This window comes from Aurantimonas sp. HBX-1 (genome assembly GCF_021391535.1).
GTDB lineage: Bacteria > Pseudomonadota > Alphaproteobacteria > Rhizobiales > Rhizobiaceae > Aurantimonas.
Genome location: NZ_CP090066.1, coordinates 1,054,730 through 1,081,111 on the forward strand (window position 1 = coordinate 1,054,730; position 26,382 = coordinate 1,081,111).

29 protein-coding genes are annotated in these 26,382 nt (G+C 68.0%); 14 read left to right on the top strand and 15 right to left on the bottom strand.

Annotation, left to right across the window (positions count from 1 at the left end; genetic code table 11):
• The first annotated feature begins 69 nt into the window (after nucleotides 1–69).
• On the top strand, nucleotides 70–1,284 hold the full coding sequence (locus LXB15_RS04930) for an extensin family protein (RefSeq protein WP_233951327.1): 1,215 nt from the start codon (nucleotides 70–72) through the stop codon (nucleotides 1,282–1,284).
• Nucleotides 1,285–1,288: 4 nt separating this feature from the next.
• On the opposite strand, the gene LXB15_RS04935 is transcribed toward LXB15_RS04930, so the two are convergent.
• The 4 genes from LXB15_RS04935 to LXB15_RS04950 form a co-directional block, all read right to left on the bottom strand.
• A complete protein-coding gene (locus LXB15_RS04935; RefSeq protein WP_233951328.1) occupies nucleotides 1,289–1,693 on the bottom strand; it encodes an acyl-CoA thioesterase in 405 nt (134 codons plus the stop codon).
• A gap of 451 nt (nucleotides 1,694–2,144) precedes the next feature.
• Nucleotides 2,145–3,038 (bottom strand): DMT family transporter, encoded by an 894-nt coding sequence (locus LXB15_RS04940; protein ID WP_233951329.1) that lies wholly within the window; start codon nucleotides 3,036–3,038, stop codon nucleotides 2,145–2,147.
• A gap of 233 nt (nucleotides 3,039–3,271) precedes the next feature.
• Nucleotides 3,272–4,165, bottom strand: coding sequence for a class A beta-lactamase (bla, locus tag LXB15_RS04945; protein ID WP_233951330.1), 894 nt, complete (start codon nucleotides 4,163–4,165; stop codon nucleotides 3,272–3,274).
• 214 nt (nucleotides 4,166–4,379) lie between these two features.
• On the bottom strand, nucleotides 4,380–5,060 hold the full coding sequence (locus LXB15_RS04950) for a GntR family transcriptional regulator (RefSeq protein WP_233951331.1): 681 nt from the start codon (nucleotides 5,058–5,060) through the stop codon (nucleotides 4,380–4,382).
• An 89-nt stretch (nucleotides 5,061–5,149) separates the two neighbouring features.
• Between LXB15_RS04950 and pip the strand changes: the two genes are divergently transcribed.
• Nucleotides 5,150–6,106: a prolyl aminopeptidase gene (pip, locus tag LXB15_RS04955; RefSeq protein WP_370640177.1), complete on the top strand. Its 957-nt coding sequence runs from the start codon at nucleotides 5,150–5,152 to the stop codon at nucleotides 6,104–6,106.
• A 157-nt stretch (nucleotides 6,107–6,263) separates the two neighbouring features.
• Here pip and LXB15_RS04960 read toward each other — a convergent pair whose 3' ends face one another.
• Nucleotides 6,264–6,680: an Rrf2 family transcriptional regulator gene (locus LXB15_RS04960; protein ID WP_233951334.1), complete on the bottom strand. Its 417-nt coding sequence runs from the start codon at nucleotides 6,678–6,680 to the stop codon at nucleotides 6,264–6,266.
• 82 nt (nucleotides 6,681–6,762) lie between these two features.
• Between LXB15_RS04960 and LXB15_RS04965 the strand changes: the two genes are divergently transcribed.
• Nucleotides 6,763–7,734, top strand: coding sequence for an alpha/beta fold hydrolase (locus LXB15_RS04965; protein ID WP_233951335.1), 972 nt, complete (start codon nucleotides 6,763–6,765; stop codon nucleotides 7,732–7,734).
• Nucleotides 7,735–7,964: 230 nt separating this feature from the next.
• Here the strand turns inward: LXB15_RS04965 and LXB15_RS04970 are convergent, their stop codons facing one another.
• From LXB15_RS04970 to LXB15_RS04995, 6 genes are all read right to left on the bottom strand, one after another.
• The gene (locus tag LXB15_RS04970; protein WP_233953057.1) at nucleotides 7,965–9,254 is read right to left on the bottom strand and encodes a sorbosone dehydrogenase family protein; all 1,290 of its coding nucleotides are present in this window, start codon (nucleotides 9,252–9,254) and stop codon (nucleotides 7,965–7,967) included.
• Nucleotides 9,255–9,638: 384 nt separating this feature from the next.
• Nucleotides 9,639–11,021 carry a YncE family protein gene (locus LXB15_RS04975; protein WP_233951337.1) on the bottom strand — a complete coding sequence of 461 codons (1,383 nt, stop codon included), beginning with the start codon at nucleotides 11,019–11,021 and terminating at the stop codon, nucleotides 9,639–9,641.
• Nucleotides 11,018–11,419, bottom strand: coding sequence for a DUF305 domain-containing protein (locus LXB15_RS04980; RefSeq protein WP_233951339.1), 402 nt, complete (start codon nucleotides 11,417–11,419; stop codon nucleotides 11,018–11,020). The genes LXB15_RS04975 and LXB15_RS04980 overlap by 4 nt, the downstream gene beginning before the upstream one ends.
• A 362-nt stretch (nucleotides 11,420–11,781) precedes the next feature.
• Nucleotides 11,782–12,591, bottom strand: coding sequence for an anti-sigma factor (locus LXB15_RS04985; protein WP_233951340.1), 810 nt, complete (start codon nucleotides 12,589–12,591; stop codon nucleotides 11,782–11,784).
• On the bottom strand, nucleotides 12,588–13,103 hold the full coding sequence (locus tag LXB15_RS04990; protein WP_233951342.1) for a sigma-70 family RNA polymerase sigma factor: 516 nt from the start codon (nucleotides 13,101–13,103) through the stop codon (nucleotides 12,588–12,590). Before LXB15_RS04990 ends, LXB15_RS04985 begins: the two co-directional genes overlap by 4 nt.
• 3 nt (nucleotides 13,104–13,106) lie before the next feature.
• Nucleotides 13,107–13,523 carry a nuclear transport factor 2 family protein gene (locus tag LXB15_RS04995; protein ID WP_233951344.1) on the bottom strand — a complete coding sequence of 139 codons (417 nt, stop codon included), beginning with the start codon at nucleotides 13,521–13,523 and terminating at the stop codon, nucleotides 13,107–13,109.
• Nucleotides 13,524–13,785: 262 nt separating this feature from the next.
• Here LXB15_RS04995 and LXB15_RS05000 point away from each other — a divergent pair, with 262 nt between their 5' ends.
• The 4 genes from LXB15_RS05000 to LXB15_RS05015 all read left to right on the top strand — a co-directional run bounded on the left by LXB15_RS05000 (nucleotide 13,786) and on the right by LXB15_RS05015 (nucleotide 16,600).
• A complete protein-coding gene (locus LXB15_RS05000) occupies nucleotides 13,786–14,547 on the top strand; it encodes an amino acid ABC transporter substrate-binding protein (RefSeq protein ID WP_233951346.1) in 762 nt (253 codons plus the stop codon).
• 145 nt (nucleotides 14,548–14,692) lie between these two features.
• Nucleotides 14,693–15,352, top strand: a complete 660-nt coding sequence (locus LXB15_RS05005; RefSeq protein WP_233953058.1) for an amino acid ABC transporter permease — start codon at nucleotides 14,693–14,695, stop codon at nucleotides 15,350–15,352.
• A complete protein-coding gene (locus LXB15_RS05010; RefSeq protein WP_233951347.1) occupies nucleotides 15,349–16,107 on the top strand; it encodes an amino acid ABC transporter ATP-binding protein in 759 nt (252 codons plus the stop codon). The genes LXB15_RS05005 and LXB15_RS05010 overlap by 4 nt, the downstream gene beginning before the upstream one ends.
• A gap of 301 nt (nucleotides 16,108–16,408) precedes the next feature.
• Entirely contained in the window at nucleotides 16,409–16,600 is a 192-nt protein-coding gene (locus LXB15_RS05015; RefSeq protein ID WP_233951348.1) for a hypothetical protein, read from the top strand.
• A 181-nt stretch (nucleotides 16,601–16,781) separates the two neighbouring features.
• Here the strand turns inward: LXB15_RS05015 and LXB15_RS05020 are convergent, their stop codons facing one another.
• Nucleotides 16,782–17,171 (bottom strand): tautomerase family protein, encoded by a 390-nt coding sequence (locus LXB15_RS05020; protein ID WP_233951349.1) that lies wholly within the window; start codon nucleotides 17,169–17,171, stop codon nucleotides 16,782–16,784.
• A gap of 101 nt (nucleotides 17,172–17,272) precedes the next feature.
• Here LXB15_RS05020 and LXB15_RS05025 point away from each other — a divergent pair, with 101 nt between their 5' ends.
• The 3 genes from LXB15_RS05025 to LXB15_RS05035 all read left to right on the top strand — a co-directional run bounded on the left by LXB15_RS05025 (nucleotide 17,273) and on the right by LXB15_RS05035 (nucleotide 19,750).
• Nucleotides 17,273–18,145 (top strand): LysR substrate-binding domain-containing protein, encoded by an 873-nt coding sequence (locus LXB15_RS05025; RefSeq protein ID WP_233951350.1) that lies wholly within the window; start codon nucleotides 17,273–17,275, stop codon nucleotides 18,143–18,145.
• 59 nt (nucleotides 18,146–18,204) lie between these two features.
• Nucleotides 18,205–18,588, top strand: coding sequence for a nuclear transport factor 2 family protein (locus LXB15_RS05030; protein WP_233951351.1), 384 nt, complete (start codon nucleotides 18,205–18,207; stop codon nucleotides 18,586–18,588).
• A 313-nt stretch (nucleotides 18,589–18,901) separates the two neighbouring features.
• Nucleotides 18,902–19,750, top strand: coding sequence for a formate/nitrite transporter family protein (locus tag LXB15_RS05035; protein WP_233951352.1), 849 nt, complete (start codon nucleotides 18,902–18,904; stop codon nucleotides 19,748–19,750).
• 89 nt (nucleotides 19,751–19,839) lie between these two features.
• On the opposite strand, the gene LXB15_RS05040 is transcribed toward LXB15_RS05035, so the two are convergent.
• A complete protein-coding gene (locus LXB15_RS05040) occupies nucleotides 19,840–20,619 on the bottom strand; it encodes a class I SAM-dependent methyltransferase (protein ID WP_233951353.1) in 780 nt (259 codons plus the stop codon).
• Nucleotides 20,620–20,705: 86 nt separating this feature from the next.
• Between LXB15_RS05040 and LXB15_RS05045 the strand changes: the two genes are divergently transcribed.
• Entirely contained in the window at nucleotides 20,706–21,173 is a 468-nt protein-coding gene (locus LXB15_RS05045; protein ID WP_233951354.1) for an Rrf2 family transcriptional regulator, read from the top strand.
• Between the two features lie 70 nt (nucleotides 21,174–21,243).
• Here the strand turns inward: LXB15_RS05045 and LXB15_RS05050 are convergent, their stop codons facing one another.
• Complete coding sequence (locus LXB15_RS05050) at nucleotides 21,244–21,678, bottom strand: DUF1499 domain-containing protein (protein ID WP_233951356.1); 435 nt, start codon at nucleotides 21,676–21,678, stop codon at nucleotides 21,244–21,246.
• Between the two features lie 148 nt (nucleotides 21,679–21,826).
• Here LXB15_RS05050 and LXB15_RS05055 point away from each other — a divergent pair, with 148 nt between their 5' ends.
• Nucleotides 21,827–22,417, top strand: a complete 591-nt coding sequence (locus tag LXB15_RS05055) for a superoxide dismutase family protein (protein ID WP_233951357.1) — start codon at nucleotides 21,827–21,829, stop codon at nucleotides 22,415–22,417.
• Between the two features lie 63 nt (nucleotides 22,418–22,480).
• Here the strand turns inward: LXB15_RS05055 and LXB15_RS05060 are convergent, their stop codons facing one another.
• A complete protein-coding gene (locus tag LXB15_RS05060; RefSeq protein ID WP_233951359.1) occupies nucleotides 22,481–23,098 on the bottom strand; it encodes a glutathione S-transferase family protein in 618 nt (205 codons plus the stop codon).
• Nucleotides 23,099–23,381: 283 nt separating this feature from the next.
• On the opposite strand from LXB15_RS05060, the gene LXB15_RS05065 reads away from it, so the two are divergent.
• The gene (locus LXB15_RS05065; RefSeq protein WP_233951361.1) at nucleotides 23,382–24,584 is read left to right on the top strand and encodes a pyridoxal phosphate-dependent aminotransferase; all 1,203 of its coding nucleotides are present in this window, start codon (nucleotides 23,382–23,384) and stop codon (nucleotides 24,582–24,584) included.
• Nucleotides 24,585–25,076: 492 nt separating this feature from the next.
• A complete protein-coding gene (locus LXB15_RS05070; RefSeq protein ID WP_233951363.1) occupies nucleotides 25,077–26,381 on the top strand; it encodes a hypothetical protein in 1,305 nt (434 codons plus the stop codon).
• Nucleotide 26,382 lies beyond the last annotated feature (1 nt).

Sequence of the window (26,382 nt, forward strand, 5' to 3'; positions counted from 1 at the left end):
TTCGCTTACCAAACCTGCCTAGGGTCTGGCGCATCCGCCCACGTTCGGCGGATGACGAAAGGCCGGTGCATGGTATCGCGTAAACGCATCTGGCGCATCGCCGCGCTCGCTGTCGCCCTGGCGACGGCGAGCCATCTTTCCGGCGCCCTCGCGCAGTCCGACTTCGCCCCGGTGCCGCCGGCGGCGGTGCCGGGCGGTGGCCAGCTGATGTGGGGCGGCCGCCTGCCGGCGCCGGGCGAGGGCTATGTGCCGAGCGCCCCGCGGCTCGGCGACCAGGGCTACGAGGCGCTGGTCGAGCACAGCCAGGCGCAGCAGAACGCCGTGCAGGCGGCGCCGCCCGCACCGGTCGCACCTTCCGACGACGGCTGGTCGCTGACCGAGGACCTGCTCGGCGGCGGCGGCGCGCCGGCTGCCGCCCTGCCGCCGCCCGCCCCGATGCAGGCCGAGACGCTGCCGGTCGCGGCCGAGCCGGCGCCGCCGCCGCCGCCGCTGGCCGCGCCGGTGAGCATCGACGGCGGCTACGCGCCGGCAGCGCCGGCCGGCGATCCCTGGGCCGGGCTCAAGCAGGTCTCGCCCGAAGCGCTGGCCCGCGCCGTGCCGGCGCCGGCCCCGGCGCGGTCGGTCGTCGCGCCGGGCCCGCAGCAGGCGGTGGCGGCGCTGGAGCCGGCGCCGGTGCGGCCCGAGCCGGTCGTGCCGGGTCGCGGCGCGCTGGAGGACGAGACGCCGAGCGGCTATCGCGCCATGCCGCGGGCCGAGGCGATGTGCCGGGCGACGCTGCGCCGGATGGGGGTCAAGTTCGTCGACGTCGCGCCGATCGGCAAGGGCAAAGGCTGCGGCATCCCGCACCCGGTGAAGATCACGGCCATCGCCGAGGGCGTGGCAATGAAGCCGGCGGCGACGCTGAACTGCGCCTCGGCGATCCGCATCTCGCAATGGGTCGAGGAGGAGGTGAAGCCGGCGGCGCGCTGGAAGCTGTGGAAGCGCCCGACGGCGGTGCTCAACGCCTCGTCCTATCGCTGCTCGCGCATCGCCGGCTCGCGCACCGTCTCCGAACATGCCTCCGGCAACGCGCTCGACGTGCGGGGCTTTGCGTTCTCCGACGGCTCGCTGTTCGACGTCGAGAAGAAGGGCTTCTTCTCGTTCCGGCAGAAGTCGTTCCAGAGCGCGGTGCGGGAATCGGCCTGCCGCTATTTCGGCACGGTGCTCGGCCCGGGCTACAACCACGCGCATCGCGACCATCTGCATCTCGACGCCAAGAACCGCCGCCGCGTGGTCTGCAAGTAGCGCGTCAGGGGATCAGCGGTGCCTCGGGCGGCACCGGCACCGGGCGGCCCGCCTCGTCGATCGCCACCATGACGAAGGAGGCCTCGGTCACCTTGATCCGCTCGCGGGTCAGATGCCGCTGCGCCCAGGCCTCGATGGAGAGCGAGATCGAGCTGCGGCCGACCTTGTCGATGACCGAATAGACACAGAGCGTGTCGCCGATCTTCACCGGCTTGCGGAAGGTGAGCGCGTTGACCGCGACGGTGGCGACGCGGCCATGCGCCCGCTCGGCGCCGCGGATGCCGGCGGCGAGATCCATCTGCGCCATCACCCAACCGCCGAAGATGTCGCCATTGGCGTTGGCGTCGGCCGGCATCGCCGGCACCCGCATCGTCAGTTCGCCCTTCGGCTGGTCGTCGTCGGCGTCCATCATCCCCTCCGTCCGGTCAGCGCTTGATAGCAGACGCGGTGGCGCGTGGCATCGTGGTTCAGCCGTGGCCGGCTTCATGTGCGAAACACGCCGCGGCCGAGCTAGGTGGGTGGGATACCCCCCTCTGCCTGCCGGCATCTCCCCCACAAGGGGGGAGATCGAAGCTGGTGAGGGCGGCAGCCTTGCTTCCGATGTCGTGCGCCAGACCAAAAGCGGGAATGTTGGCGACAAGCCGATCTCCCCCCTTGTGGGGGAGATGTCCGGCAGGACAGAGGGGGGTGGGCGGCCCTGAGGAGGTGGCAGACGGGACAGGCCGTGGCATACCGGCGACCCGCAACCGCAACCGCAAGGCATCGCTGCCCGCGCGCCGCGTGTCGGTTAGCTGCCGGGTGCGCACCGATGAAACCTCTGCGGTCATCGCCTTCCGACGGGGGCGCGCGAAAAGTCCGGCTTATCGAGCTACGGACCTGGGGCCTTTGTCGCGCAGCGGCACCAGTTCCACCGCCAGCATGGCGGCGAAGATCAGGATGCAGCCGAGAATGCCGATGGCGGCGATGCGTTCGCCGAGCAGCAGGGCGGCGAACAGGGCGGCGAACAGCGCTTCGGAGGAGAGGAAGATCGCCGCCTGGGCGGCGGTGGTGTGGCGCTGGCCGATGATCTGCAGGGTGAAGGCGAGGGCGGTGGAGAACAGGCCGCCATAGAGGATCTCCGGCCAGGCGGCGGCGAGGGAGGTGGGGGTCGGCGCTTCCAGGGCCAGCATGCCGAGCCCGGCGAGCAGCGCTGCCACCGCGAACTGGGTGAAGGAGAGGGTGAGCGGCCGTCCGGTCGGGCCGGCGAAGACGCCGACGGCGATGATCTGCAGCGCGAAGAACGCCGCGCAGGCGACCATCAGCCAGTCGCCGAAGCCGGGCACCGCGACCCCGCCGCCGCCGAGCAGCACGATGCCGGCAAAGGCGGCGAAGGCCGATGGCCAGACCACCCAATGCGGCCGGGCGCGCAGCAGGACGAAGGCGAGGATCGGGGTGAACACGACGTAGAGCCCGGTCAGGAAGCCGGCATTGGTCACCGAGGTGGTGACGATGCCGATCTGCTGCAGGATCGCGCCGGAAAACAGCATCAGCCCGACAAGGACGAAGCCGGTCCGCGCCGAGGCCGGCAGCGGCGCCTTCGCCCGGCGCGACTCGAGGATCGCGAAGGGGGCGAGCGCCAGCGCCGCGACGGCGAATTTTGCCGCCGTGTAGGTCCACGGGCCGACCGCGTCCATCGCCGTGGACTGGGCGACGAAGCCCATGCCCCAGACGGCACCGGCGAGCAGCAGCAGGAGATTGGCGCTGAGGCGCGACATGGGTAGCCCATCCGGTGCGGGAGAGGCTGTGGCTAGCCGAGGATGGGCAAGGGTGCAAGGCTGGATGCGCCGCAGATGATGCGGGCCGGGTGTTCGGAGTGCCTGGTGGATGGCGGCTCAGGCAACGGGCCGGTATCGGTCGCAAGAGCCACCGAATGGACTTGGCAGAGAGCGCTGCGAAATGGGCTGAGTTGGGTGGTCAGGAGACCCTCAGACGTCGACGTGGCAAACCCTCAAGCGGCCCACTGCACCACAGCGGCACCAGCCTTCCGCAGCACCGTCTCACGCTCGGCCAGCTCGAGTCCCGGTGCATCGTAATAGGCGGCGACCAAAAGTGGGGGCCGCCGCGGCGGTCTGACGAGAGCGTAGTCGTTGGTTTGATTGCGCGCGTTTGTGCCGGGTCTGTTGCCTGCCACCCACCCGGCGGGCAGCGCCGCACGGAGCCTTCTCCGGCCGGGCTGACAGTTCACCATCCAGAGTTCGAGCCTGGAACGGCTCTCCGGGGACAGAACGTTTCCCAGAAGGATTTCGCGTGCCGAAGTCGCAATAGCCCGGGGCGTCGTCGTATCCAACTCCCCATCGGGAAAGTTGGCTTCCAACTCGTAGCGGTCTACTCGCGTGACATCGTCCCCCAGGTCGCGAAGGAAGCGGGTGAGAGCGCCGGGTCCGCCACTGGCCCTCATCAGCAAATTGGCGGCGGCGTTGTCGCTCGTCTCGACCATCCCCTGACAGAGGATCTCCACCGGCAGAGCGCCACGCGAGACATGCGCGGCCGTCACCGGAGAAGGGGTCAGCAGATCGTCGCGTGAGACGGGAACGTCGCGATCGAGTTGCTCTATCCCCGCGTCCACGCGTGCCAGCACGTGCGCCGCAAGCAGGCCCTTGAAGGTGCTGCACATCAAGAAGCGTTCGTCCGCACGGTGTTCCAGTGTTCGGCCCGATCCGGTTTCGAGCGCAAGCAAGCCAAGTCGGCCGCCATGCTGGCGTTCAATGGCGGCGATCGGATCATCGGCGGCGACCGCAGAGACTGGGAGGATACCGGCGATGTACAACGACGCGCCCATGATCAGGTGGCGGCGTGAAAGCGAAGGACGGGAAGCTGTTTGCTCGCAGCGATCGATTTTCATTGACGGCAGCTTCCTGATCCGACTGTCGATATGGCCGACGGTAGCCGATCAGGCGAAGTCGCCACAAGACGGCCGAGTATGTCCGCCCGCCTGATGTCACAAGCGGAAGGGCTGCATCTCCATCCAGGAACGGCAGGGGCGGGTGGATTTCAGACCGTCCGCTTATAGCTGGCAACCGCCGGAAGCGAACCTTCGGGGTACGGGGATTTGGCGCTTACCGGACAGGCTGCGCGTCCAATGCCGAAAGAAGGCGAGCACTGCCGTGCGTCAAATGTTGCCGAAGCGCGTCGGCCGCCGTTTCAGCATCCCCGTTACAGCAGGCGTCGAGGATAGCCTGATGATCGGCATGTGATTGCGGTTGGTAGTCCATCGCCGACAGAAGAATGCGGACGTAGCGATCCGCTGCCCTGAGGTAGAGATCGATCTGCGACAGCAGACGAGCGTTTCCGCAAGGCTCGTATAGCGTTGCGTGGAAAGCCCGGTTGAGATCGCAGAGACTCGCCGCATCTGCTCCACGCGACATCTGACTGAGCAGCCTCGCAGCCGCTTCCAACCTTGGTGCGTCGAGGTTGGAGCATGACAGGCGCAACGCCCCGACCTCCAGAATGACCCGCATCCCGAAGATTTCTAGGAGTTCTACGGCGTCCAGGCGGGCGACCTGTGCACCCTTGGTCGGATGGATCGCGACCAAGCCCTCGGCTTCGAGTTGCCGAAGCGCGTCACGGATCGGCATACGGCTGAACCCGAACCGGGCCGCCAGCTCGTCCTGACGTAGCACCTCGCCGGGTGGAAGCGTGCCCTCAACGATGGCAGACCGAATGGAGGCCGTGATCTGGTCGCCGACAGTCTGCGGCTTGAAAGCGTTCGCAAGGGCGGGCCGGATAGATCGGGCCATGGGACCTCCGATGAAGATCCTTGGCAACTACCACATCAATCAGCTACCCGTCATCTCGTATACGAGTATCCAACGAGGGAATGCCGCGAATGTCAGTCGATGCGCTTCGAACCATGTATCCCCCGATCGAGCCCTACGAGACGGGAGCGCTCGACGTTGGAGACGGGCACACGGTCTACTACGAGCGTGTCGGGACGCGTGGAGCCAAGCCAGCCGTGTTCCTGCACGGAGGACCGGGGGGCGGGATCAAACCCGACTACCGACGCCTTTTCGATCCGAGCCGCTACGACGTGCTACTGTTTGACCAGCGGGGATGCGGTCGCTCGGCCCCTTATGCCAGCCTGGAAGCCAACACGACCTGGCATCTCGTGGAGGACATGGAACGGCTGCGCCAGCACATGGGTGTGGAGCGATGGCTGGTGCTAGGGGGGTCATGGGGTTCGACGCTCGCCATGGCCTACGCGCAGACCCATCCGGAGCGGGTCAGCGAACTGATCCTGCGTGGCATCTACACCCTGACGCGAGCCGAACTCGACTGGTACTACCAGTTCGGCGTCTCGGAGATGTTTCCCGAGAAGTGGGAGCGCTTCATTGCTCCGATCGCCGTGTCAGATCGAGGCGACATTATCTTGGCCTACAGGAAGCTGCTGACCTCCGACCACCTAGACGTTCGGGTCGAGGCCGCAAAGGCCTGGACCATCTGGGAAGGCGAGACCATCACGCTTCTGCCCAACCCGGATTTCTCGGCCGCCTACGCCGATGGGCACTTCGCGCTCGCCTTCGCCCGGCTGGAGAACCACTACTTCGTTCACGACTGCTGGATGGAGGACGGGCAGCTACTGCGTGATGCGGGGCGGATGAAGGGCATACCGGGCGCGATCATCCACGGTCGATACGACATGCCGTGCCCGGTGAAGAATGCCTACCTCCTACACAAGGCCTGGCCAGACGCATCCTTCCATATCGTCGAAGGTGCGGGCCACGCCACCACCGAGCCTGGCATCCTCGACCAACTCATCAGAGCAACGGATCGGTTCGCAGTCTAAGCTTGCGCTTTGGTACGAACGTCCGGTTATGGGACGTTCGCATTCCACGCTGTTGGTCGACATTGGGTCGTGAGCGGAACGGCTGCTTCCCGGCGTCTTCGTCTGAAACCTGCCGGTCCGCTTTCAGCCGTCGAGCCTGCCAAGCGGAGGCGAGTGTTCACCGTTTCGCCGATGCCGCCGAAGCGATGTCGTCAATGCTGACGTCATCCAACTCGGCGCGAAGCGTCGCCTCCGCCTTCTCCATCGCCTGTCGGAGAATGTGGTTGGCCGAACCCTCGACAGGGCAGGCCGGGTGGTCGTTCGACAGGCTGAACGCGAAGGAGGATCCGGTGGACAGGGCGTCATGCACCTGGCGAACCGTGATCTCCTGGGCCGGTTTCGCCAGCCTCCATCCCCCGCTGCGTCCCCCGGTCGAGGTGACCAGCCCGTGGTGCTTCAGGATACCCATCGTCCGACGCACCACCACGGGGTTGGTGTCGAGCATCAGCGCGATGGTCTCGGATGTCTCGGTGCCGCCAAGCAGGTGCATGTGGGCAAGCACGTGGAGCATGCGAGCGAGGCGGGTGTCGGACATTTCGCAACTCGCACTGTTATGGAAACTTGACGGCAGCCAAACCGTAACATAGAAAGTTGCGCATCAGCAAACGGTGGCTACCATGACTTCACGCTTTCTCGACGCCAATGGCCTGCGCATGCACGTTCTCGAAGCGGGGCAAGGACCGCTCGTGATCCTTGCCCACGGCTTCCCCGAAACGTCCCATTCGTGGCGACACCAGCTATCGGCCCTGTCGGCTGCCGGGTTTCGTGCCGTTGCGCCCGACATGCGAGGATTCGGGCAGACCGAGGCGCCGGCCGATGTCGAGCGCTACACGGTCCTGGATCTCGTCGGCGATCTGGTTGGCCTTCTCGACGCCCTCGACGAACCCTCGGCGATCGTGGTCGGCAACGATTGGGGCAGCACCGTCGCATGGCAGGCGGCCCTGATGCGTCCCGACCGGTTCCGCGCGGTTGCCGCTGTCGGCGTGCCGATGATGGCGAACCCGCCGCTGCCGCCGACCCGGATCTTCCCCCGGACGGAAGATGCGGAACATTACACGCTCTACTTCCAGGACGTCGGCCGAGCCGAGGAGGAGCTGGAGCGCGACGTCGGTGCGACGCTCCGCAAGGTTCTGTTCGGCGCCTCGCGTGATGCCGGACTGCGCCGGGAAGGCGACGATACCCCGAACCCCTTCGGAATGGTCGCCAAGCGGGACGGTTTCCTGGCGCCGCTGCCCGAGCCTGCCACGCTGCCGCATTGGCTGAGCGAGGAGGATCTCGACATCTTCGTGCAGGCCTTCCGAACCTCGGGGTTCCGTGGCGGACTCAACTACTACCGCAATCTCGACCGGAACTGGCATCTGCAGCGCTCGCTCGCGGGACGAAAGGCGGAGGTTCCGGCGCTGTACCTGACGGGCGAGCAGGACCCCGGCTTGAGCATCCCCGGCATGAAAGAGTTGATCGCGGCCATGCCGGCGCTTGTTCCCAATCTCGTGCCGCCGGTCTTCATCCCCGACTGCGGTCACTGGGCGCCACAGGAGAAACCTGGCGAAGTGAGCCGCGCACTCGTGGATTTCGCACGATCGCTGTGACGGTTAGCGGCAAGCGATGAAAGACGCCGTCTCGGCTGTCCGCTTCGGGGCCGGGCCGATGGCGCACAGGACAACCGGCAGCGGTCGTGAGCGGAACGGCAACTATCCGCGACGGCCTCCGGAAGCGGACAGGCCGCTATCCCGCATGATCAGATCGCCGTCATGCGCCCATTCCAGATCCACGGCCTTATTCAGCCTGCGCGATCACCGCTACGACGCGACCGACTGCGTCACGCGCCGCTCACGCGCCAGATGACGTCTCCCACATCGTCGGCCATCAGCAGCGATCTGCCGTCCGGGCCGATCGCAACGCCGACGGGACGCCCATAGGCGAGTTTCTCGTCCTCGGACAGGAAGCCGGACAGGATATCGCGCGCCGGTCCGCTCGGCGCGCCGTTGTCGAAGGGGACGAAGATCAGCTTGTAGCCGCTGAGCGTCGAGCGATTCCATGATCCGTGCTGGCCGATCACCATGCCCTCGCCGAACCCCGGCAAGGTGCCGGCCGGCATCCAGCAGAGGCCGAGCGATGCCGTGTGGCCGCCGAGAGCGTAATCCGGCTGGATGGCACGGGCGACGAGGTCCGGAGCCTGCGGGACACGATCGTCCACGGTCCTGTCCCAGTAGCAATAGGGCCAGCCGTAGAACCCACCCTCTTGAACGGACGTCAGGTAGTCGGGCGGCGTTTCGTCCCCGAGCCCGTCGCGCTCGTTGACGACGGTCCAGAGCTTTCCCGTGACCGGCTCGAAGGCCATGCCGACCGGGTTTCGCAGCCCCGAGGCAAAGATCCGCGCCTTTCCGGTGGCAACGTCCAGTTCCCAGATCGCCGCGCGACCCTCTTCCGCCGCCATCCCCTTGTCGCCGATGTTGGACAGCGATCCGACGCCAGCGTAGATCTTCGACCGATCCGGCGAGACGATCAGGCTGCGGGTCCAGTGGCCGTGCGGCTTGAAGTCGACGAGCTTTTCACCGGCGCCCGTGAGGCTCGTATCGACTGGCCGGTAGTCGAAACACCGGATGCCGTCCGTGTTGCCGAGGTAGAACCGGTCGCCGACCAGCGCCATGCCGAAGGGCTGGTTCTGGTTTTCCACGAAGACCTCGCGGCGCTCGGCGACACCGTCCCCATCCGCGTCACGCCAAAGCGTGACACGATTGGCGCTCTCGCCGATCGCCTTGACGCGGCGCATCGTGGCCTGCTGGGCGTGGTCCATGAGGGTGCGCGGCTTCTCCGGCTGCTCCTTCGACTCCGCCACGAGGACGTCGCCGTTCGGCAGGACCTCGATCCAGCGGGGATGATCGAGGTTCGACGCAAAGGCATTGACCTTAAGCCCCGGCGCGCAGGTGGGCAGGCGCCCCTCCTTCCAGCCCTCTGCGGCGGGAAGCTTCAGGGTCATGATTCCCTGTTTGCGCGCCTCCGGAATCTGGGGTGTCAGCCCGACGGCCTGATGCGACGGAGAACCAAAACGCCTGACGAGGGCGACAGCGCCACCCACGACTTCAGTCGCCTTCGCGACAATTCCCATGGTCGACCGCCTTGTCCTCAGGAGGATGTATGGAGAGCACCAACACCTGCAGGGCATTGGCACCGATATGCGGTTTTCACCACGCCATGAGGCTACGTCAAGGCGTCTGGCTGCCGTAACGGCCCAGCGATCCGAACATCGGGCGACCGGCTTGATGGCGGCTTTGTAAGCCGCGGATCGGTGCGCCACCGTTCCGCTTTCGAGCCATTTCGGTCATTCCCCTTCCAACACATATTGGCGAAAGCGGTCATGTTCGCGGCTCGCGCGCTCGGAAACGGTCCATAAACCGTCCTGCCAAACGAGCTTCGACTCGTCCGTTGGTGGCTCTTGCCGGCTATACCGCAGCTGGTCTGCCCGAGAGGATGAGCGCGATCCAAACCCTTCTCAGCGGCTGGTCAGAACCGGCGCCGCGCTCACTTGCGAACCCTCGCGCACGACAAGCCGCGGTGGTTTTCCCGCAGCCGACTCCGTCGGCGCGGCGATGCTGCGAACGGGGCCGATGCTCGACGCCATGCCGGCGCCCTTGTCATTGGTCTTCAACACCGCGACAGGCTCGTCCTGCCCCTCGAAGAACAGGCCGTATTCGGTCATCGGCTTCAGCCTGGCGACGCTGGCGTCGATCGCGTCGACCAGACCGAGATTGCGCGACACGACCATGCCCGAGCCGGCCGCGCCGTCGGGGGCACGCAGCGTGAGGGTCAGGTTCTCCGGTCCGGTCTTCAACGGCATGAGGTTCTCGGTGCCTTCCCCCTCCGGCACCGCACCGGGCACGTAGACGAGGGCCTGGGGCGCCTGTCCGACCGGGATCTCGGCAATGACCTTCTGCGCCGCCGTGTCGATGACGTCGACCTTGTCGCCGTTCTCGAGCCCGACATAGATGCGGCTGCCGTCTTCCGCTCCCCAGATGCCGTGCGGAAGGGCACCGACGGGGATGGTCGCGACGAGTTCGACCTTCGGCTCCGTCTTGTAGACCTTCACGACGTTCTCGCCGCCGATCGTGACGTAGACCAGCGTTTCGCCGTTCACCGTGCCGAAGCCGACATGGTTGGAGATCGGCCCGCTGTCGATGACCTCCTTCACCTCGAGCGTCCTGACATCGACGCGCGTGACCTTGCCGACGTCCTTGTGCGTCAGCCAGACGTCGCGGCCGTCCGGGCTCACCTGCACGAAGGGCACGAAGGGCGAGACGACGGGGATCCGCCTGACGAGATCGTGGCTCGCGACGTCGAAGACCTCGAGCACCGGATTGAAGGAGTTGGCGACGAAGGCGAGCTTGCCGTCGCCGGAGAACTTGGTCATGCCGGGCCCGCTTGTCGTGGGGATGCGGCCGGTTTCCTCGAAGGTCGTGGCATCGATTACCGACAGGTAGTCCTCTCCGCGGACGGTCGCCCAGACTTCCCTGCCATCGGGCGTGAAGAAGGCTTCGTGCGGATTGCGCCCGACATAGGTCCGGCCCTTCACGGTGTTGGTCGCGGTGTCGATGAAGGTCACCGAGTTCGTCACCGTGGACACGGCAACGAGCGTCCGGTGATCCGGCGAGAAGCCGAGCCCGTGCACGTTGACCTCGCCTTTGTAGAGGGGGCTGAGGACGTCCGGACGCGGATTGCCGAGGCGGATCTGGCCCAGCAGCCTGTTCGCGACGGGGTCGATGACCGAGACCGTGTTGGAATTCTGGTCGGCGGTGTAGACGCGGTCGGAGGCGGCCGGCAGCGCGAAGGCCGAGGTCGAGACGAGAAGCGCGGCGGCGAGGATGGCGGTGCGGGTCATGGTTTCTCCGGGACGGGTGCGGCCTTGTCGGCGGATGCGGCGAGCATCGATCGCATGAGCGCGATCTCGTAGGTCTGCTCGGTGATGATGGACTGTGCGAGGTTGCGGATCGCCGGATCCTCGGTCGAGCCGAGCACGGCCTTCGCCATGTCGATCGCGCCCTGATGATGCGGGATCATCTGCGACAGGAAGTCGTGCTGGGGAGCGCCCGTCACCGGGGCGGACATCATGCCGGCGTGCATCGTCTCCATCGCCTCGGCGACGGCTTCGGCATAAGGCGAGCCGACGGACACCGCCGGCGCCATCGCCGCGTGATGGTGTGCAGGTGGCTCTTGCGCCTCGGCTCGGGAGAGCGACACCCCGGCGCAGGCAAGGGTCAGGAACAGCGTCTTCAACATGGGATCGGAGGTCCTCGCAGCACGGGGTCGCAGAGAAGACGTCGGCCGCTCCCGTTCATTCCCAGGGCTGCGGCTTTTATTTTGAGGACGCGGCGTTCCGACCGGACCCGCACAGATGCTGGAGGAAAACCGATCGCCTCGATCGACGCTTTCGGGAGTGCTTCTCGTCGTCGTTCCGGCGGTGCGCTGGGCGGTCGTCGGCACTCGTACGGCGCTCGGCGCGGCGAGAGTCGACCTCTTCGTCTCGCGGTGCCTCATGGCGGATCGAGCCAGGCGCGCGACGCCGGCCCGGAACCGACAGCCCCGCCTCCGTCCCGTGCTATCGCTTTGCTACGGCAACGAAGACGTGATGCCGGTCGGCGTCACAGCGTACGGCCGGACAGGCTCGACGCCGGGCGGTTGAGGCTTTCGTAGACGGCCGTCGCTGCCTGCATCAGCCGTTCGCGCGATGCTTGCGCCGACACGACATAGCCGAGGCCGGCGTCGCGCCAGAACAAGGCGGAGACGCCGTCCTCCTCGACGAACTGAAACGACGTCTCATCCTTCTCGTCGGTCTTGATGAACAGCGTCAGCCGCGTGCCCCGGTCGTCGTCGTACATCAGCATTGCGGCTGGGCCCGCGCCGGCCGGCAGGAGCCGCCCGCCCATCAGCCGATAGCCGAGCGCCGTCAGGTCCGGGGCCGACAGCCGCGTCCCCAGCCGCTTCGACAGCCATTGCAGGAGATGCGCCTCCTCGTCGGCGCGCACTTCGACGGGATGGACCACCTCGACGACGAAGGTGCGGTGCGCCGCGATCGCCTCGTCGGCCATGACGGCCACGCGCGTCGGCGACACCGGTGCGCGCAGGACGTCGTTCGCCAGCCACCCGCCCGCGCTGCCGAGGATCACCCAGCCGATGACGGCGGCGATACGCAGGCGCGTGGCCGCGAAGCGGCCGTGCCGGGCCTCGCGGATGTTCGCGATGCGAAGCCGGGCAGGGATGGGCTCGTCCGCCTTGAAGGCCAGCCGCTGGCGCAGCACCTGGGCGATCTCGCGGTCGCGCTCCAGGGCCGCGGCGGTCTCCGGTCGCTCGGCGAGATAGGCCTCGACCTTCGGCCGGCGCTCGGCCGACAGCCGTCCATCCACATAGGCCTGCAGGTCGTCCTCGCCGACGGGCGTGTCCCTGCAGCTCATTTGACTCTCCTCAAGGGCGAACGGGTCCCGGTCTCCAGGAACGTCCGCAATTTCTCACGCGCCCGCGACAGGCGCGACATGACCGTGCCGACAGGCAGCCCGATCACTCGCGCAGCCTCCTCGTAGCTCATGTCCTCGACGCCGACGAGCAGGAGGATGGTGCGGTGCTCCTCGCTCAGCGTGTCGAGCCCGGCGAGAATGTCGCGGAGGCCGGTGCGTCCGTCCTGGTCGCCGTCGACCGCCGGCGGCGACGCCATTTCGTCGAGCGCAACATGCGGGCCGCGCCGGCTGCGCTGGCGCAGCCCCGAGAGGTGGAGATTGCGCAGGATGGCGAACAGCCAGGCGCGCAGGTCACCGTCGGGCCGGCGCAAGTGCCAGCGCCCGACGGCACGCTCGAGGCAATCCTGGACGAGATCGTCGGCGCCATCGCGATCGCGCACCAGCGCAAAGGCATAGCGCCTCAGTCCCGGAATGAGCGGTTCGATCCGCGCTGCGATCTCGTCGGTGGACATGCCTTATTTCGCCAGCGCGGGGTCGATCTGCCAGATCTCGTCGGTGAGCTTGCCATCGCGGAACACCATGACGTAGCGCACCGGGATCTTGTTGTCGTTGGCGAAGACGACATCGGCGACGACCGTCGCGCCTTTCGGATTCATGCTTTCGCGCATGTCGAGAACCGTCGCCTCGAGGCCCGCCTGCGCCTTGGCGAACTTCCCCCAGGTCGCCGCGATCGCCGAGCCCGTATAGGCGCCGTCGAGCGGGCCGCCGATCCAGTGGAGGGTGGCCGACGGCGCATAGGCGGCAGTGACCGCAGCGGTATCGCCCCTGGCGATCGCATCGATATGCGCCTTCGCCAGGTCGCCGGCGGGACCGGCAAGCGCGGCCGAGGCGCCGGCGGCAAGGAGGACGATGGCAGCGAGGAGGGTCTTCATGGCTCGGTGTCCTTGGCTTCAGCCGCGATTGGCGAACGCAAGACGCCGATGAACGGCGCGTATTCCCTCCCGATCGGAAATTTTTCGACGAGCAGAGGGTCCCCGTTCCTCGCCCCCTGAGCCGAGCGAGGCCCGCCTTCGGACCGGATCGGAAAACCCCGAACGCGCCAATACACGCCAAACCATTCCTTGAGGATGGCCCGGCGATTACCGACGTTCCGGACACCGCGCGCCAGCGCCCGCCTTCGAAGGAAACCACACCATGAAACGCACCCTCGCAACCATCACTGCCATCCTTGCACTCTCCGGCGCCGCCTATGCGGGAAGCCTGGAAGACGTGAAATCGGCCGGCACGCTGCGGATTGGCACGGAAGGCACCTACGCGCCCTTCACCTTCCATGACACCTCCGGCTCGCTCGTCGGCTTCGACGTCGAGATCGGGCGGGAGGTCGCGAAACGCCTTGGCGTCGAGGCGGAGTTCGTCGAGGGCAAGTGGGACGGGCTGATCGCCGGCCTCGCCGCCGACCGCTACGATGCGGTCATCAACCAGGTCGGGATCACCGAGGAGCGCCAGGCGCGCTTCGACTTCTCCCAGCCTTACATCGTCTCCAAGGCGGTGCTCATCGTGAAGGCCGACAACGACGAAATCGCCGGGTTCGCCGACCTGGACGGCAAGCGCGCGGCACAGTCGCTGACGTCGAACTACGGCAGGATCGCGGAAGAGGCCGGCGCCTCGCTGGTCGGCACGGACGGCTTCGACCAGTCGATCCAGCTCGTCCTGACCGGGCGCGCGGATGCGACGATCAACGACAATTTGTCCTATCTCGACTTCAAGAAGCAGAAGCCCGACGCGCCGGTGAAGGTCGTCGCCACGCAGGAAGAAGCCGCGGCGTCCGGCATCATCGTCCAGAAGGGCAACCCGGAACTCGTCGCCGAGATCGACCGGGCGCTCGAGGCGATGAAGGCGGACGGCACCTACGCGGCCATCTCCGACAAGTATTTCGGCGAAGACGTGTCGCGATAGTCGTTGCGGCATTCGGGCGGGGTGCCGAGCGGCGCTGCTGCGCTAGTTGATACCCTGCCGGCCCCTACCACGAGCGTTCCCGCGCCTGCCGGCGTCCCGCCGCCGCCACTGGACGGACCTGCCCTTGCATCCCACCCTGCAACTGATGCTCGACTCGCTCTGGCCACTGGTCAGGGCGGGCATCCTCTTCACCGTCCCGCTGGCGATCCTGTCGTTCGCCTTCGGGCTTTCGCTCGGCTTCGCCGTCGCCGTCATCCGCCTGTTCGGACCGAGGCCGCTGGCGTTCGTCGCGCGGTTCTACGTCTGGTTCATCCGCGGCACGCCGCTTCTCGTCCAGCTCTTCGTCATCTTCTACGGACTGCCGAGCGTCGGCATCCTGATCGACGCCTTCCCGGCGGCGCTGATCGGCTTCACCCTGAGCGTCGGCGCCTACACGTCGGAGATCATCCGGGCGGCGCTTTCCTCGATCCAGAAGGGGCAATGGGAGGCGTCCTACGCGATCGGCATGACGCAGCGCCAGGCCATGGTCCGGACGGTCGTGCCGCAGGCCGTCCGCGTCTCCATCCCGCCGCTCTCGAACTCGTTCATATCGCTGGTGAAGGACACCTCGCTGGCGGCCGCCATCACCGTCCCGGAACTCTTCCAGCAGGCCCAGCGCATCGTCGCCACGACTTACGAACCCTTGATCCTCTACGTCGAGGCGGCGCTGCTCTACCTCGTCCTGTCGTCCGTCCTGTCGGCGCTGCAGGCGAGGTTGGAGAAGCGCTTCGGTCGCTATGGCGGCTATCTGGAGGCAGGCTCGTGATCGGTCTCAGCGGCATCCACAAGCGCTTCATCGACAATCCCGTGTTGCGCGGCGTCGACCTCGACATTCCCGAAGGGCACGTCACCGCGCTGATCGGTCCGTCCGGCAGTGGCAAGAGCACGCTCCTGCGGATCACCAACCTTCTCGAGATACCGGACGCCGGCGCCATCGAGATCGGGGACCATCGACTGGTCTTCGACGAGGGGACGAGACCGCCGCAGGCGGGCATTCTCGGCCTACGGCGGCAGACCGGCATGGTGTTCCAGAACTTCCAGCTCTTTCCCCACCGAAGCGTCGTCGCGAACGTCATGGAGGGTCTGGTCACGGTCTGGCGTTGGCCGGCGGAAAAAGCCAGGCGGCACGCGATGGAGCTCCTGGAGAAGGTCGGCATGGCGAACAAGGCGGAGGCCTGGCCGGCGACGCTCTCCGGCGGACAGCAGCAACGGGTCGCGATCGCGCGTGCCATCGCCGCCTCGCCGGCGCTGCTCCTGTGCGACGAGCCGACATCGGCGCTCGATCCCGAACTCGCCGCGGAGGTCGTGGAGGTGCTGAGTGCCCTCGCCGCGGAGGGCATGACGATGCTGATGGCGACCCATGACCTTCGTCTCGCGGACCGGATCGCCCATCAGGTGGCGTTTCTCGAAGACGGAGTCATCGTCGAGCGGGGGGCTCCGGACCGGATCTTCCGCCACCCGTCGGATGAGAGGACGGTGCGCTTCGTCAGGACTCTGACCGGGGCTGCGGGATCGGCATGAACGCCGCTTCCGCCGCGCCGCCTCGACGGCATCACCCGGAAGGCGGTGACCGCGGTCGAGTATTCGATCACCCCGCTGGGCAGGACGCTACAGGATCCTTCCTCGCACTCTACGATTGGGCTGTGGACCACCAGCGGGATCTGTCGAACGCCCAGGAGCTGTTCGATAGGAAATCCGAGTGGTTACGGCTTGGCTCTTCAATGCTGTCGCATTTCCCCCGATGCGTTGGGGGCTTCTGCTACCTGATACCGCAGCTGGCGCTGCCCGAGAGGATGAGCAACCGGTTCGCACGGGAGTGACCATGCCCTACCAGAACGAGACCAAACGGCACGCCGACCTCGGCCGGCTCGAGGGGCGCATGCGCGAAGCGCAGGATGATGCCTATCCGGTCGTCTCGCGGGAGGATGCTGCGGACGCATCGCGAGGGCGGCGTTACGTTCTGGTGTTCCTGATCGTCCTCGCCGGGTCGTTGCTGGCGCTGCTGCTGCAGTGAACGACCAGCGTGCCGCGCGCTGACCGCATGCCGAGCCGATAGAAGCGAGCGGCGCCGGCCTCCCGCACTTCGGCGGTCGGGGCGCTGACAACGGCGCGGCCCGGCGGCGGGACGCGTTCCGTCTTCGCCTAGTGAGCTGAGCCATGTCGGACATCGCGATCCGAGGCCGGAAGGCGAGAGATCACGCCAGGCCGAGCCGGCGGGCCTCCTGGGTGTGGCCGCCATAGCCCCAGCTGTCGGCGGCGATCTCCTCGACGACGACATAGGTCGCGAGCGGAAGGTCCGGGCCGACGGCGGCGCGGAGCATGGCGTGGGCCTTGTCGACGAAGGCTGCCTTGTCGGCCGCGTCGTTGGTGCCTGCCGTCACCGTGACGGCGAGATGGGCGGCGACGGCGACCGGCGCGCCGCCGACGCTCCAGCGGCCGCCGTCGATCGCCTCGACCAGGACCGCCGTCAGCTCGGGCTTCTTGCGCATCACCCCCGCCATGAGGCGGGTCGCCTCGACCTGGAGCGCCTCGACCTCGGAGGAGGCGAGCGGTCGGCCGGCAATGCGGATGTGAACGAAGGGCATGGTTCTTTCCGTCTTTCGAACGATCTTGACCCACCCAGCATGCCGCCGCACAATCGTTTTGAGTATCGCGTAGTTCTCGCTGGACGATTTTGGAAAACCGAATGGTTGCGCCGGTCAATCTTGACATGGATGTGCTGCGGACCTTCGTGACCGGCATGGATCTCGGCAGTTTCGCCAAGGCCGCCGACCGGCTCGGCCGATCGCCCTCGGCGGTCAGCCTGCAGCTGCGCAAGCTGGAGGACCAGGTCGGCCAGCCTCTGGTGCGCCGGAAGGGGCGCGGGCTGGTGCCGACCGAGGCGGGCGAGACGCTGATCGGCTACGCACGGCGCATTCTCGACCTCAACGACGAGGCGCGCCTGGCGCTCCGTGCCCTGGCGGGCCTGGAAGGCTGGGTGCGGATCGGCGTGCCGCAGGATTTCGCGGAGAGCTGGTTTCCGACCCTGCTGGGCCGGTTCGAGCGCGCCCATCCCAGGGTCCGCATCGAGGGCCGGGTGGATCGCGGCAGCAGCATGGTGGACGCGGTGAGGGCCGGCGATCTGGATCTGGCGCTGACCTGGGGACGGCTCGGCAACCCGGACGCGGCGATCGTCGGCGAGCGGCGGGTGGCCTGGATCGCGGCGCCGGGCTTCGTCTGGGATCGCGAGAACGCGTTGCCGCTGGTCATGATGGACGCGCCGTGCGCGTTCCGCCAGGCGGCGACGGCGGCGCTCGACGCGGCCGGAACGCCGTGGCGCCAGTCGTTCGCGACGACCAGTCTCGCCGGCGTCTGGGCGGCCGTCGCCGCCGGGCTGGGGGTGACCGCCCGCACCATCCAGACCTTGCCGCCGCATCTGGTGGAATTGCAGGGGGATGCCGGCGACCTTCCGGCGCTCGGCAGGATCGAGCTGGCGCTGCACCGCGCTGCCCGGCCTGCGAATGAGGCGGTGGACGCGATCACCAGCCTCCTGCGGGAGGCCGTGGCGGCCGGGAACTAGCGGGGCCGATGCGGCGTCTCGCGGCGCGGGACCATGCCTTGGGGAAAGCGGGAAACGACATGTCCGACCTGGAACGCAACAAGGCGAACGTCGTCGCCTTCTACGAGATGATGTTCAACGAGGCCCGGCCGCGCGAGGCGATCGCGCTCTATGCGGGGGCCGACTACATCCAGCACAACCCGCACGTGGAGACCGGCCAGGACGGGTTCATCGCCTATTTCGAGCGGATGGCGCGGGAATATCCCGGCAAGCGCGTGGAGATCCGGCGGGTGATCGCCGAGGGCGATCTCGTCGTGCTGCACTGCTTCCAGCACTGGCCGGGCAGCGACGACTATGCCGGGATCGACATCTTCCGCCTCGATGGCGACGGCAGGATCGTGGAGCACTGGGACGTGCTGCAGGTGATGCCCGCCCACTCGGCCAATCCGAACGGCATGTTCTGAACGAGCGGCGCCGCCGGCCTGCCGTCAGGCCAGCGCACGGCGATCAGGGCGGTGAAGGGGATCGGCAGCATCGGCCGGCCACCGGCGATGCGCCGCAACGCGGCCACCACCGCCGCCTTGTCGCCCGGCCCGGCGACCTTCCCTACGAAGCCGCACGATCTATCTGAAATCGCAGGGGCCCGAGCATCGATCCGGGCCCGTCCGCTCTCCCGGTTGCAGGATCGCCGCCGTTCCCCGGAGCATTCCCCGGCGCGATCGCGTCGTCGCTTCCGCCCAAGACCCGCCGAGCGGGTACCCGCCAGAAAGTCGCCAGATGGACCAGGAAGTACACGCGAACCGGCTGAATCCGGCATCCGATGCGGAGGATCTCTCGCAAGACGAGCGCTTCGCGGTCGAACAGCAGAGCCGGCCCAGCGCCACCCTGATCCACGAGACGATCCGGGCGGAAGGCGAACGCGAACTGGACCGTGGCGCCTTCGCCCTGATGATGTCGGGACTGGCGGCGGGCCTTTCGATCGGCTTCTCGGTCGTGGTGCCGGCGATCGTGATGGTCGCGCTGCCGGACACGCCATGGAGCCATCTGCTCGTATCGCTCGGCTATACGGTGGGATTCCTGATCGTCGTCCTCGGGCGGCAGCAGCTTTTCACCGAGAACACCCTGACGCCCATCCTGCCGCTGCTCAGCGGGCCGAGCTGGCATCGCCTGTGGCGGGTCCTGCGGCTGTGGGGGATCGTGCTCGTCTCCAACATCGCCGCCACGTGGGTCTTCTCGGGCGTCCTCGCCTTCACGCCGCTGTTCGACCCGGAGACGAAGGCGGCGATCGCCGAGTATTCACGCAGCACGATCGAATCGTCCTTCGGCGAGATGTTCATCAAGGCGGTCTTCGCGGGTTGGCTCATCGCCCTGATGGTCTGGCTCATGCCGGCCTCCGGCGACTCCAAGCCGCTGGTGATCATCATCGTCACCTACGTCGTGGCGCTCGCCCACCTTGCCCATATCATCGCCGGATCGGTCGAAGCGTCGTTCCTTGTCCATATCGGGGAGGCATCGTTCGGCGATTACGGCCTCTTGTTCTTCCTGCCGACCCTCCTCGGCAACACGATCGGCGGCGTGTTGCTGGTGGCCTGCGTCAATTTCGGTCAGGTGGCCTCGGAACTGTAGACTCGCGGGGAGGGGCCGTCGGGCCGCCCGAACCGCAGCATGGAGGGGCGGCCCGAATGCCGGCGGGCCGGGCCGCCGCCGGCCTGCCGTCAGGCCTCTGCCAAGGCGATCAGGGCGGTGGAGGGGATCGGCAGCACCGGCCGGCCGCCGGCCATCCGCCGCACCTCGGCGACCACCGCCGCCTTGTCGGCGTCGTCGAGGCTGGTCCAGTCCGGCGACATGCCGAAGAGTTTGTCGGGCGCGTCCAGCAATGCCACGTCCAGCCGGAAGTCGTGGGTGACGGTCTCGACCTGCGGGTCGCGGTAGCCCGCGGCGACGAGCGCGCGGGCGAAGGATTCCGGGTCGCCCATCGCCCGGACGCCCTCAGGCATCGGCATGGAGCTGCGCCCGGGAAACAGCCGGCGCCGAACCTCGCCGAGCAGCAGGAAGGTCGCCGCGCCCTCGTCCCGCCAGGTGGCGACGACGCCGTGGCCGCCCGGCCGCGTCACCCGGCGCATCTCGGAAAGGCCCCGGCGCCAGTCGGGAAACATGATCACCCCGAAGATCGAGAAGACCGCGTCGAAACTCGCGTCAGGCAGGTCGAGCGCCTGGCCGTCCATGACCTGCGTCGCCACGTTCGGCAGGCCGGCCGCGGCGATGGCCGCCACCATGCCGGCGGAGAAGTCGGTCGCCAGCACCTGCGCGCCGGTTCGCGCCGCCGCCAGCGCCAGGGCGCCGGTGCCGGCCGCGACGTCGAGCACGCGGCTGTCGGGGGTCAGCGCGACGCGCGCCAGCGCTGTCTCGGCGTACTGGGCGGTGAACGGGTGGGCGGTCTCCCGGTAATGGACCGCTGCCTTGTTCCAGTGGTCGGGTCTCTCGAACTCTTGCATTCCGTGCTCCGTCGAATCATGTAACTTTAGAAGTAGCATGATAGGGCGTGATTGCCAACGGGAGGGCCGGCGTGAGAGATCAGGCGATGCGAAACGACAGCCGCCTTTCCCGGATGCTGCACGTGCTGCTGCACATGGCGCGGCACGACGGGCCGATGACCTCCGAGGCGATCGCCGCGATGCTCGGGACCAATGCGGTGGTCGTGCGCCGGACCATGGCCGGGCTGAGAGACGCCGGCTATGTCCGCTCGGGCAAGGGGCATGGCGGCGGCTGGGTCATCGCCTGCGACCTCGAGCGCGTGTCGCTGCTCGACATCCACCGCGCCGTCGGCGGCCCGCGGCTGTTCGCCATCGGCAACGAGCATGCGCATCCGGACTGCGCCGTCGAGCAGCTGGTCAACGCGGCGCTGGAAACCGCGCTCGCCGAGGCCGAGGCGCTGCTGGTGGCGCGGCTGGCGGATGTCAGCCTCGCCGAGCTCGGCCGGCAGTTCGACGCCCGCTGCGCCGCGGCGCCGGGCGGGCATGGGCACGCGCCGGGGCGGCAGCACGGCTGAGCCGCGATCGCGGGGAACGGCTGCGGCCCGTCGCCCGGGTGCGGTGCGGATCCTTGAGAGGCGCGGGGCCTCAGATACCGGCGAGGTGTGCCGCCCAGCGGGCGAGGCGCTTGCGGTTGGCGCCGAAGTCGCCCTTGCCGAGCTGCGAACGGGAGTAGAGGCGCAGCAGCGTCCCGCCGCCTTCGGCGGGGAGCGCCTCGGCGTCGACCGTGTCCGGAAAGCGCAGCAGCTTGGTGCGCACGACGTAGCGCCGGTAGAAGGGGCGGTCGTCGACGCGCTCGACACGGGGGTCGGCCGCGACGAACGTGTCGAGGCGGCGGATCAGCGCGTCGGGCGTCTCGGCATAGACCGGCAGCGCCAGATCCACCTTACCGGACACCGCGCCGGGCGAGGCGGCCACCGCATCGTTGGGGACGGGTCGGCGCTGCAGATCGGCGAAATCGGCGGGACCCTGGTCGGCCGGGCCGGCGAGGCGGGTCCACAGGGATTCGAGCGGCGAGGCCATGGCGATTTTCTCCAGGATGGCGCGACGCGGTGCGGCCGACGCCGGGCGGGCTGCGACGCCCTGCCACGGAACGATCGAGTCCGCCTCCCGTTGCCAATGCAGCAACCGGGCCGCATCGCCTGCGCCCGCAGCCAATTGGGAGACGACCATGAAACTCTTCGCCACCACAAGCCTCGCCACCGCCCTGCTGTTCGCCGCGCCGGCCTTCGCGCAGGACAAGGCGCCGGCCGACACGCCGACCCCGACGGCCGCCCCGACCGAAGGCGCGGCCGCCCAGACGGCGGACGGGATGGAGCCGGTGACGGTCGAGATGAAGACCGCCGATGGCGGCTCCGCCGGCACGGTCACGGTGACCCCGACGCCGCACGGCCTGCTGCTGGCCGCCGACCTTTCCGGCCTCGGCGACGGCGAGCGCAGCTTCCACCTGCACGAGACCGGCATGTGCGAAGGCGACTTCACCTCCGCGGGCGGGCACTACAACCCGACCGACAAGGAGCATGGCTACATGGCCGAGAACGGCCCGCATGCCGGCGACATGCCGAACTTCACCGCGACCGGCGGCGAGGCGGCGTTCCAGACCTTCAACCCGATGGTGACGATCTCCGGCGGCCACGCGCCGCTGAACGACGCCGACGGCACGGCGATCGTCATCCATGGCGGCGCGGACGACTACACGTCGCAGCCCTCGGGCGACGCCGGCGACCGCATCGCCTGCGGCGTGGTGTTTGCGGCGCAGTAAGCGGCCAAGCAGCGATAGGGGCGGCGCGCCGGCTTCGCGCCGGGCGTCGTGCCTGCCGAACGCTCAGGCGTCTGGCAGCCAGTCGCGCGGGCGGTAGTTATCCAGACCGGCGACCCGCGCCAGCCACGCCTGGATGCCGGGATAGGCGGCAAGGTCGAAGCCGCCTTCGCCGGCGACATGCGTATAGGCATAGAGCGCGATGTCGGCGAGGCTCGGGCTGCCGCCGACCAGCCATTCGTGGCCTGCCAGCCGCTCCTCCATCACGGCGAGCGCCTTGTGGCCGCCGGCGAGCGTCGCGGCGAGCCGTTCCGGCGTCGCGACATCGGCCATCTCCGGATAGACGAGCAGCGAGCGGCGGACGGCGACGCTTGGTTCGTGGCTGTACTGCTCGAAGAACATCCACGCCAGCATCCGAGCCCGCTCGAACGCGTCGTCCGGCACGAAGCGTGTTCCCTCGCCGAGATGGAAGAGGATGGCGTTGGATTCCGGCAGGAAGCTGCCGTCCTCGGTCTCGAGCAGCGGCACCTTGCCGATCGGGGTCTTGCGCCGGAACGCCTCCGACGACGTCTCGCCGTCCAGCCAGCTGACCTCGCTGTGCCGGAACGGGCGGCCGAGCAGCGCCATCAGCAGCCGCGGCTTGTAGCAATTGCCGGAATCGGCCATGCCGTGAATGGTGATCATGAGCCCTCCGGGCGTTGCAGCGCGCCAGATTCCGCAAGGACCGGCACCACGACCAATTCATTCTGCTGACGGCTGCCATCGGCGGCGGTGATCGGCGCGAACGGGCCGCGAACGCGGCGCCTGTCATGCAAGGCGTCGCGGTCCCTAACGGCCCGCCGGAGTGCCGCAGGACCAGTCGCGTCGGCTGCCCGCCCGCCTTGCACCAAAAACGGTCTGCGCATAGGGTCCGCGCGCCTTTTCGGCTCCCCTGGGCACCCCAAAGCAGAACCGGAGTTTCAGACCCATGGCATTTCTTGCCGCCGCCCTCGACCGCGTCAAGCCGTCCGCGACCATCGCCGTCACCCAGAAGGCGCGCGAGCTGAAAGCGTCCGGCCGCGACGTCATCGGCCTCGGCGCCGGCGAGCCGGATTTCGACACGCCCGACAACATCAAGGAAGCCGCGATCGACGCGATCCGGCGCGGCGAGACCAAGTACACGCCGGTCTCGGGCATTCCGGAACTGCGCCAGGCGATCGCCGCGAAGTTCAAGCGCGAGAACAATCTCGACTACAAGCCGGAGCAGACGATCGTCGGCACCGGCGGCAAGCAGATCCTGTTCAACGCCTTCATGGCGACGCTGAACCCCGGCGACGAGGTGGTCATCCCGGCGCCCTACTGGGTGAGCTATCCGGAGATGGTGGCGATCTGCGGCGGCACGCCGGTGTTCGTCGACACGACGATCGAGACCGGCTTCAAGCTGACGCCGGAAGCGCTGGACGCGGCGATCACGCCGCAGACCAAGTGGTTCCTGTTCAACTCGCCGTCGAACCCGTCGGGCGCCGCCTATTCGCGCGCCGAACTGAAGGCGCTGACCGACGTGCTGATGCGTCATCCGCATGTCTGGGTGCTCACCGACGACATGTACGAGCACCTCGTCTACGGCGACTTCACCTTCACCACGCCCGCCGAGGTCGAGCCGGCGCTCTACGACCGGACGCTGACGATGAACGGCGTCTCCAAGGCCTATGCGATGACCGGCTGGCGGATCGGCTATGCCGCCGGGCCGGTGGCGCTGATCAAGGCGATGGACATGATCCAGGGCCAGCAGACCTCGGGCGCCTGCTCGATCGCGCAGTGGGCGGCGGTGGAAGCGCTGAACGGGCCGCAGGACTTCATCGCCACCAACCGCTCGATCTTCGAGGGACGCCGCGACCTGGTCGTGTCGATGCTCAACCAGGCACGCGGCATCGAGTGCCCGTCGCCGGAGGGGGCATTCTACGTCTATCCGTCCTGCCGCGGGCTGATCGGCAAGACGACCAAGGCCGGCAAGGTCATCGAGACCGACGAGGACTTCGTCGGCGCGCTGCTGGAAGCCGAGGGCGTCGCGGTGGTGCACGGCTCGGCCTTCGGCCTCGGCCCGAACTTCCGGATCTCCTACGCGACGTCGGAGGCGCTGCTGGAGGAAGCCTGCTCGCGCATCCAGCGCTTCTGCGCCAGCCTCGACTGACCGACGAACCGGCGGGCGCCTGGCGCCCGCCGTTTCTCGCTGCCCAGCGGGACGCGGGCAAAAAAAAGCCGGACCCTTGCGAGCCCGGCTTGAATTAGAAAGGGGGTTTCCGGGAGGAAAACAAACCCCTTGGGAGGAAACAGTCGGGCGAAACAGCGGGAGGAGGTGCTGCTCGCGGTCGACTGCTGATGAACATAGGCGTTCGCAGTTGCGAAGCCAGCCGGCTTTCGACATGCCAGCCATGCATTCAGTGCATCGCTCAGCGCCAGGTGCTTGATGTTGCTGCATTTGTAGCCATCCTGCCCGCTGGAAAGGCAGGCCGGCGCCGACGGGGCGCCCGCCGTTAACCGTTTCCTGCCAAAGCCGCAGAACCCCGCGTTTTCCTGCGTTCCCCGCCTTACCCCAGCCGCCCGGCCGCCTTAATCTCCGATTAACGATGAGTTCGGATCGGAGCCGGTCCCGGCAACCGTCGAGGCAGAAAGGACCAGGCCCGTGGGCGCATCCCATTCCTACACGCTGCGCGGACAGCAGACCCGGCTGGACCTCACCACCAAGGTGACGCTGGCGGTGCTGGCGCTGGCGAGCGGCGTCTACACCTATCTCGGCGTCCGCGAGCTGCTGAACGGCACGGCGACGACGGTCTTCCTCGGCGCGGTGATCTACGCCTCCGCCGTCTCGGTCGCGATCTACGCCTTCTGGTCGTTCCTGCTGCGCTTCATGCCGCATGTCCGCCAGCCGCGCAGCCGGGCGATGCTCTATCTCGCCATGGCGATCGGCTCGGCGATGATCATCGCCATGTCGTCCTGGCTGAACGCCGCGGCGCTGGCCGGCTCGGCGGCGATCGAGCAGCATCTGGCGGTGACCACCGAGGAGTACCAGCAGAAGCTCAACGAGGCGCACGAGAACGCGCTAGCGGCGCAGAGCCTGCTGCCGGACATCCAGCTCGCCTCGCAGCGCTTCGCCCGGCTCTCCGACCAGGAGGCCCAATCCGGCGCCCTGACCGGCACGTCGGGCTCCGGCACGGTGGTGCAATATCTGCGACAGATGTCGAACCAGCTCGCCGGCCTGCAGGGCGAGCTCGAGACCTCGCGCACCGAGGTGTCGGCGCTGTTCGACGAGGGCGGCGTGCGGCTCGGCGCGATGCGTCAGCTGGTGTCCTCGCAGGGGCCGATCGCCGAGCGCTCCAACGACTATGCCGAGCAGGCGGTGGCGCTCTCCGGCCTGATCACCGCGCTGCAGCAGACCTCGGTGGCGCCGGCCGTGCGCCGCGCCGCGGAAGATCTCGGCCGGACCTTCATCGCCCCGATCGCCGACGGCGCCGACGCCGAGCTGCGGACCCGGCAGAGCGAGGTCGTCGGCCGCGTCGAGGCGGCGGTGCAGGCGCAGAGCGCGGCGCTCGCCGGCGCGGCGGACGAGATTCTGGCGCGGCCGGTGGTCGAGGCGCTGCGCTTCACCCCGCTCTCGGCGCCGGAGGCGGTGATCCGCTATGCCCGCGACTTCCTGCCGTCCTGGGCCGGGGCGATCTCCATCGACCTGTTGCCGGCGGTGCTGATCTTCATCCTGTGCATCGTCCAGGACGCGATCCGGCGCGAGGACGGGGAGGACACCGGCGAATTCGAGACCGAGGACATGAGCGCGGCGGAGCTGCTGCGGGCGATGCGCATCCAGAAGCGCCTGCGCGCGATGGACCTTGACGCGGAGCCAGACCTCGTCCCGGCGGTCGCCGCCGACGACGGCATGGTCCAGCGCAACGACCCGGCCGGGCCGACGCCGTTCCCGAAGACGGTGGTCCGGTAGC

Coding starts and splice junctions, on each gene's coding strand:
- LXB15_RS05045 (WP_233951354.1), top strand. CDS start 20,706: ATGCGAAACGACAGCCGCCTTTCCCGGATGCTGCACGTGCTGCTGCAC.
- LXB15_RS04965 (WP_233951335.1), top strand. CDS start 6,763: ATGACTTCACGCTTTCTCGACGCCAATGGCCTGCGCATGCACGTTCTC.
- LXB15_RS04940 (WP_233951329.1), bottom strand. CDS start 3,038: ATGTCGCGCCTCAGCGCCAATCTCCTGCTGCTGCTCGCCGGTGCCGTC.
- LXB15_RS04930 (WP_233951327.1), top strand. CDS start 70: ATGGTATCGCGTAAACGCATCTGGCGCATCGCCGCGCTCGCTGTCGCC.
- LXB15_RS05040 (WP_233951353.1), bottom strand. CDS start 20,619: ATGCAAGAGTTCGAGAGACCCGACCACTGGAACAAGGCAGCGGTCCAT.
- LXB15_RS05005 (WP_233953058.1), top strand. CDS start 14,693: ATGCTCGACTCGCTCTGGCCACTGGTCAGGGCGGGCATCCTCTTCACC.
- LXB15_RS04990 (WP_233951342.1), bottom strand. CDS start 13,103: ATGTCCACCGACGAGATCGCAGCGCGGATCGAACCGCTCATTCCGGGA.
- LXB15_RS04980 (WP_233951339.1), bottom strand. CDS start 11,419: ATGTTGAAGACGCTGTTCCTGACCCTTGCCTGCGCCGGGGTGTCGCTC.
- LXB15_RS04950 (WP_233951331.1), bottom strand. CDS start 5,060: ATGGCCCGATCTATCCGGCCCGCCCTTGCGAACGCTTTCAAGCCGCAG.
- LXB15_RS05050 (WP_233951356.1), bottom strand. CDS start 21,678: ATGGCCTCGCCGCTCGAATCCCTGTGGACCCGCCTCGCCGGCCCGGCC.
- LXB15_RS04960 (WP_233951334.1), bottom strand. CDS start 6,680: ATGTCCGACACCCGCCTCGCTCGCATGCTCCACGTGCTTGCCCACATG.
- LXB15_RS05060 (WP_233951359.1), bottom strand. CDS start 23,098: ATGATCACCATTCACGGCATGGCCGATTCCGGCAATTGCTACAAGCCG.
- LXB15_RS04995 (WP_233951344.1), bottom strand. CDS start 13,523: ATGAAGACCCTCCTCGCTGCCATCGTCCTCCTTGCCGCCGGCGCCTCG.
- LXB15_RS04970 (WP_233953057.1), bottom strand. CDS start 9,254: ATGGGAATTGTCGCGAAGGCGACTGAAGTCGTGGGTGGCGCTGTCGCC.
- LXB15_RS05035 (WP_233951352.1), top strand. CDS start 18,902: ATGGACCAGGAAGTACACGCGAACCGGCTGAATCCGGCATCCGATGCG.
- LXB15_RS05015 (WP_233951348.1), top strand. CDS start 16,409: ATGCCCTACCAGAACGAGACCAAACGGCACGCCGACCTCGGCCGGCTC.
- bla (WP_233951330.1), bottom strand. CDS start 4,165: ATGAAAATCGATCGCTGCGAGCAAACAGCTTCCCGTCCTTCGCTTTCA.
- LXB15_RS04975 (WP_233951337.1), bottom strand. CDS start 11,021: ATGACCCGCACCGCCATCCTCGCCGCCGCGCTTCTCGTCTCGACCTCG.
- LXB15_RS05030 (WP_233951351.1), top strand. CDS start 18,205: ATGTCCGACCTGGAACGCAACAAGGCGAACGTCGTCGCCTTCTACGAG.
- LXB15_RS05065 (WP_233951361.1), top strand. CDS start 23,382: ATGGCATTTCTTGCCGCCGCCCTCGACCGCGTCAAGCCGTCCGCGACC.
- LXB15_RS05025 (WP_233951350.1), top strand. CDS start 17,273: ATGGTTGCGCCGGTCAATCTTGACATGGATGTGCTGCGGACCTTCGTG.
- LXB15_RS04985 (WP_233951340.1), bottom strand. CDS start 12,591: ATGAGCTGCAGGGACACGCCCGTCGGCGAGGACGACCTGCAGGCCTAT.
- pip (WP_370640177.1), top strand. CDS start 5,150: ATGTCAGTCGATGCGCTTCGAACCATGTATCCCCCGATCGAGCCCTAC.
- LXB15_RS04935 (WP_233951328.1), bottom strand. CDS start 1,693: ATGGACGCCGACGACGACCAGCCGAAGGGCGAACTGACGATGCGGGTG.
- LXB15_RS05000 (WP_233951346.1), top strand. CDS start 13,786: ATGAAACGCACCCTCGCAACCATCACTGCCATCCTTGCACTCTCCGGC.
- LXB15_RS05055 (WP_233951357.1), top strand. CDS start 21,827: ATGAAACTCTTCGCCACCACAAGCCTCGCCACCGCCCTGCTGTTCGCC.
- LXB15_RS05020 (WP_233951349.1), bottom strand. CDS start 17,171: ATGCCCTTCGTTCACATCCGCATTGCCGGCCGACCGCTCGCCTCCTCC.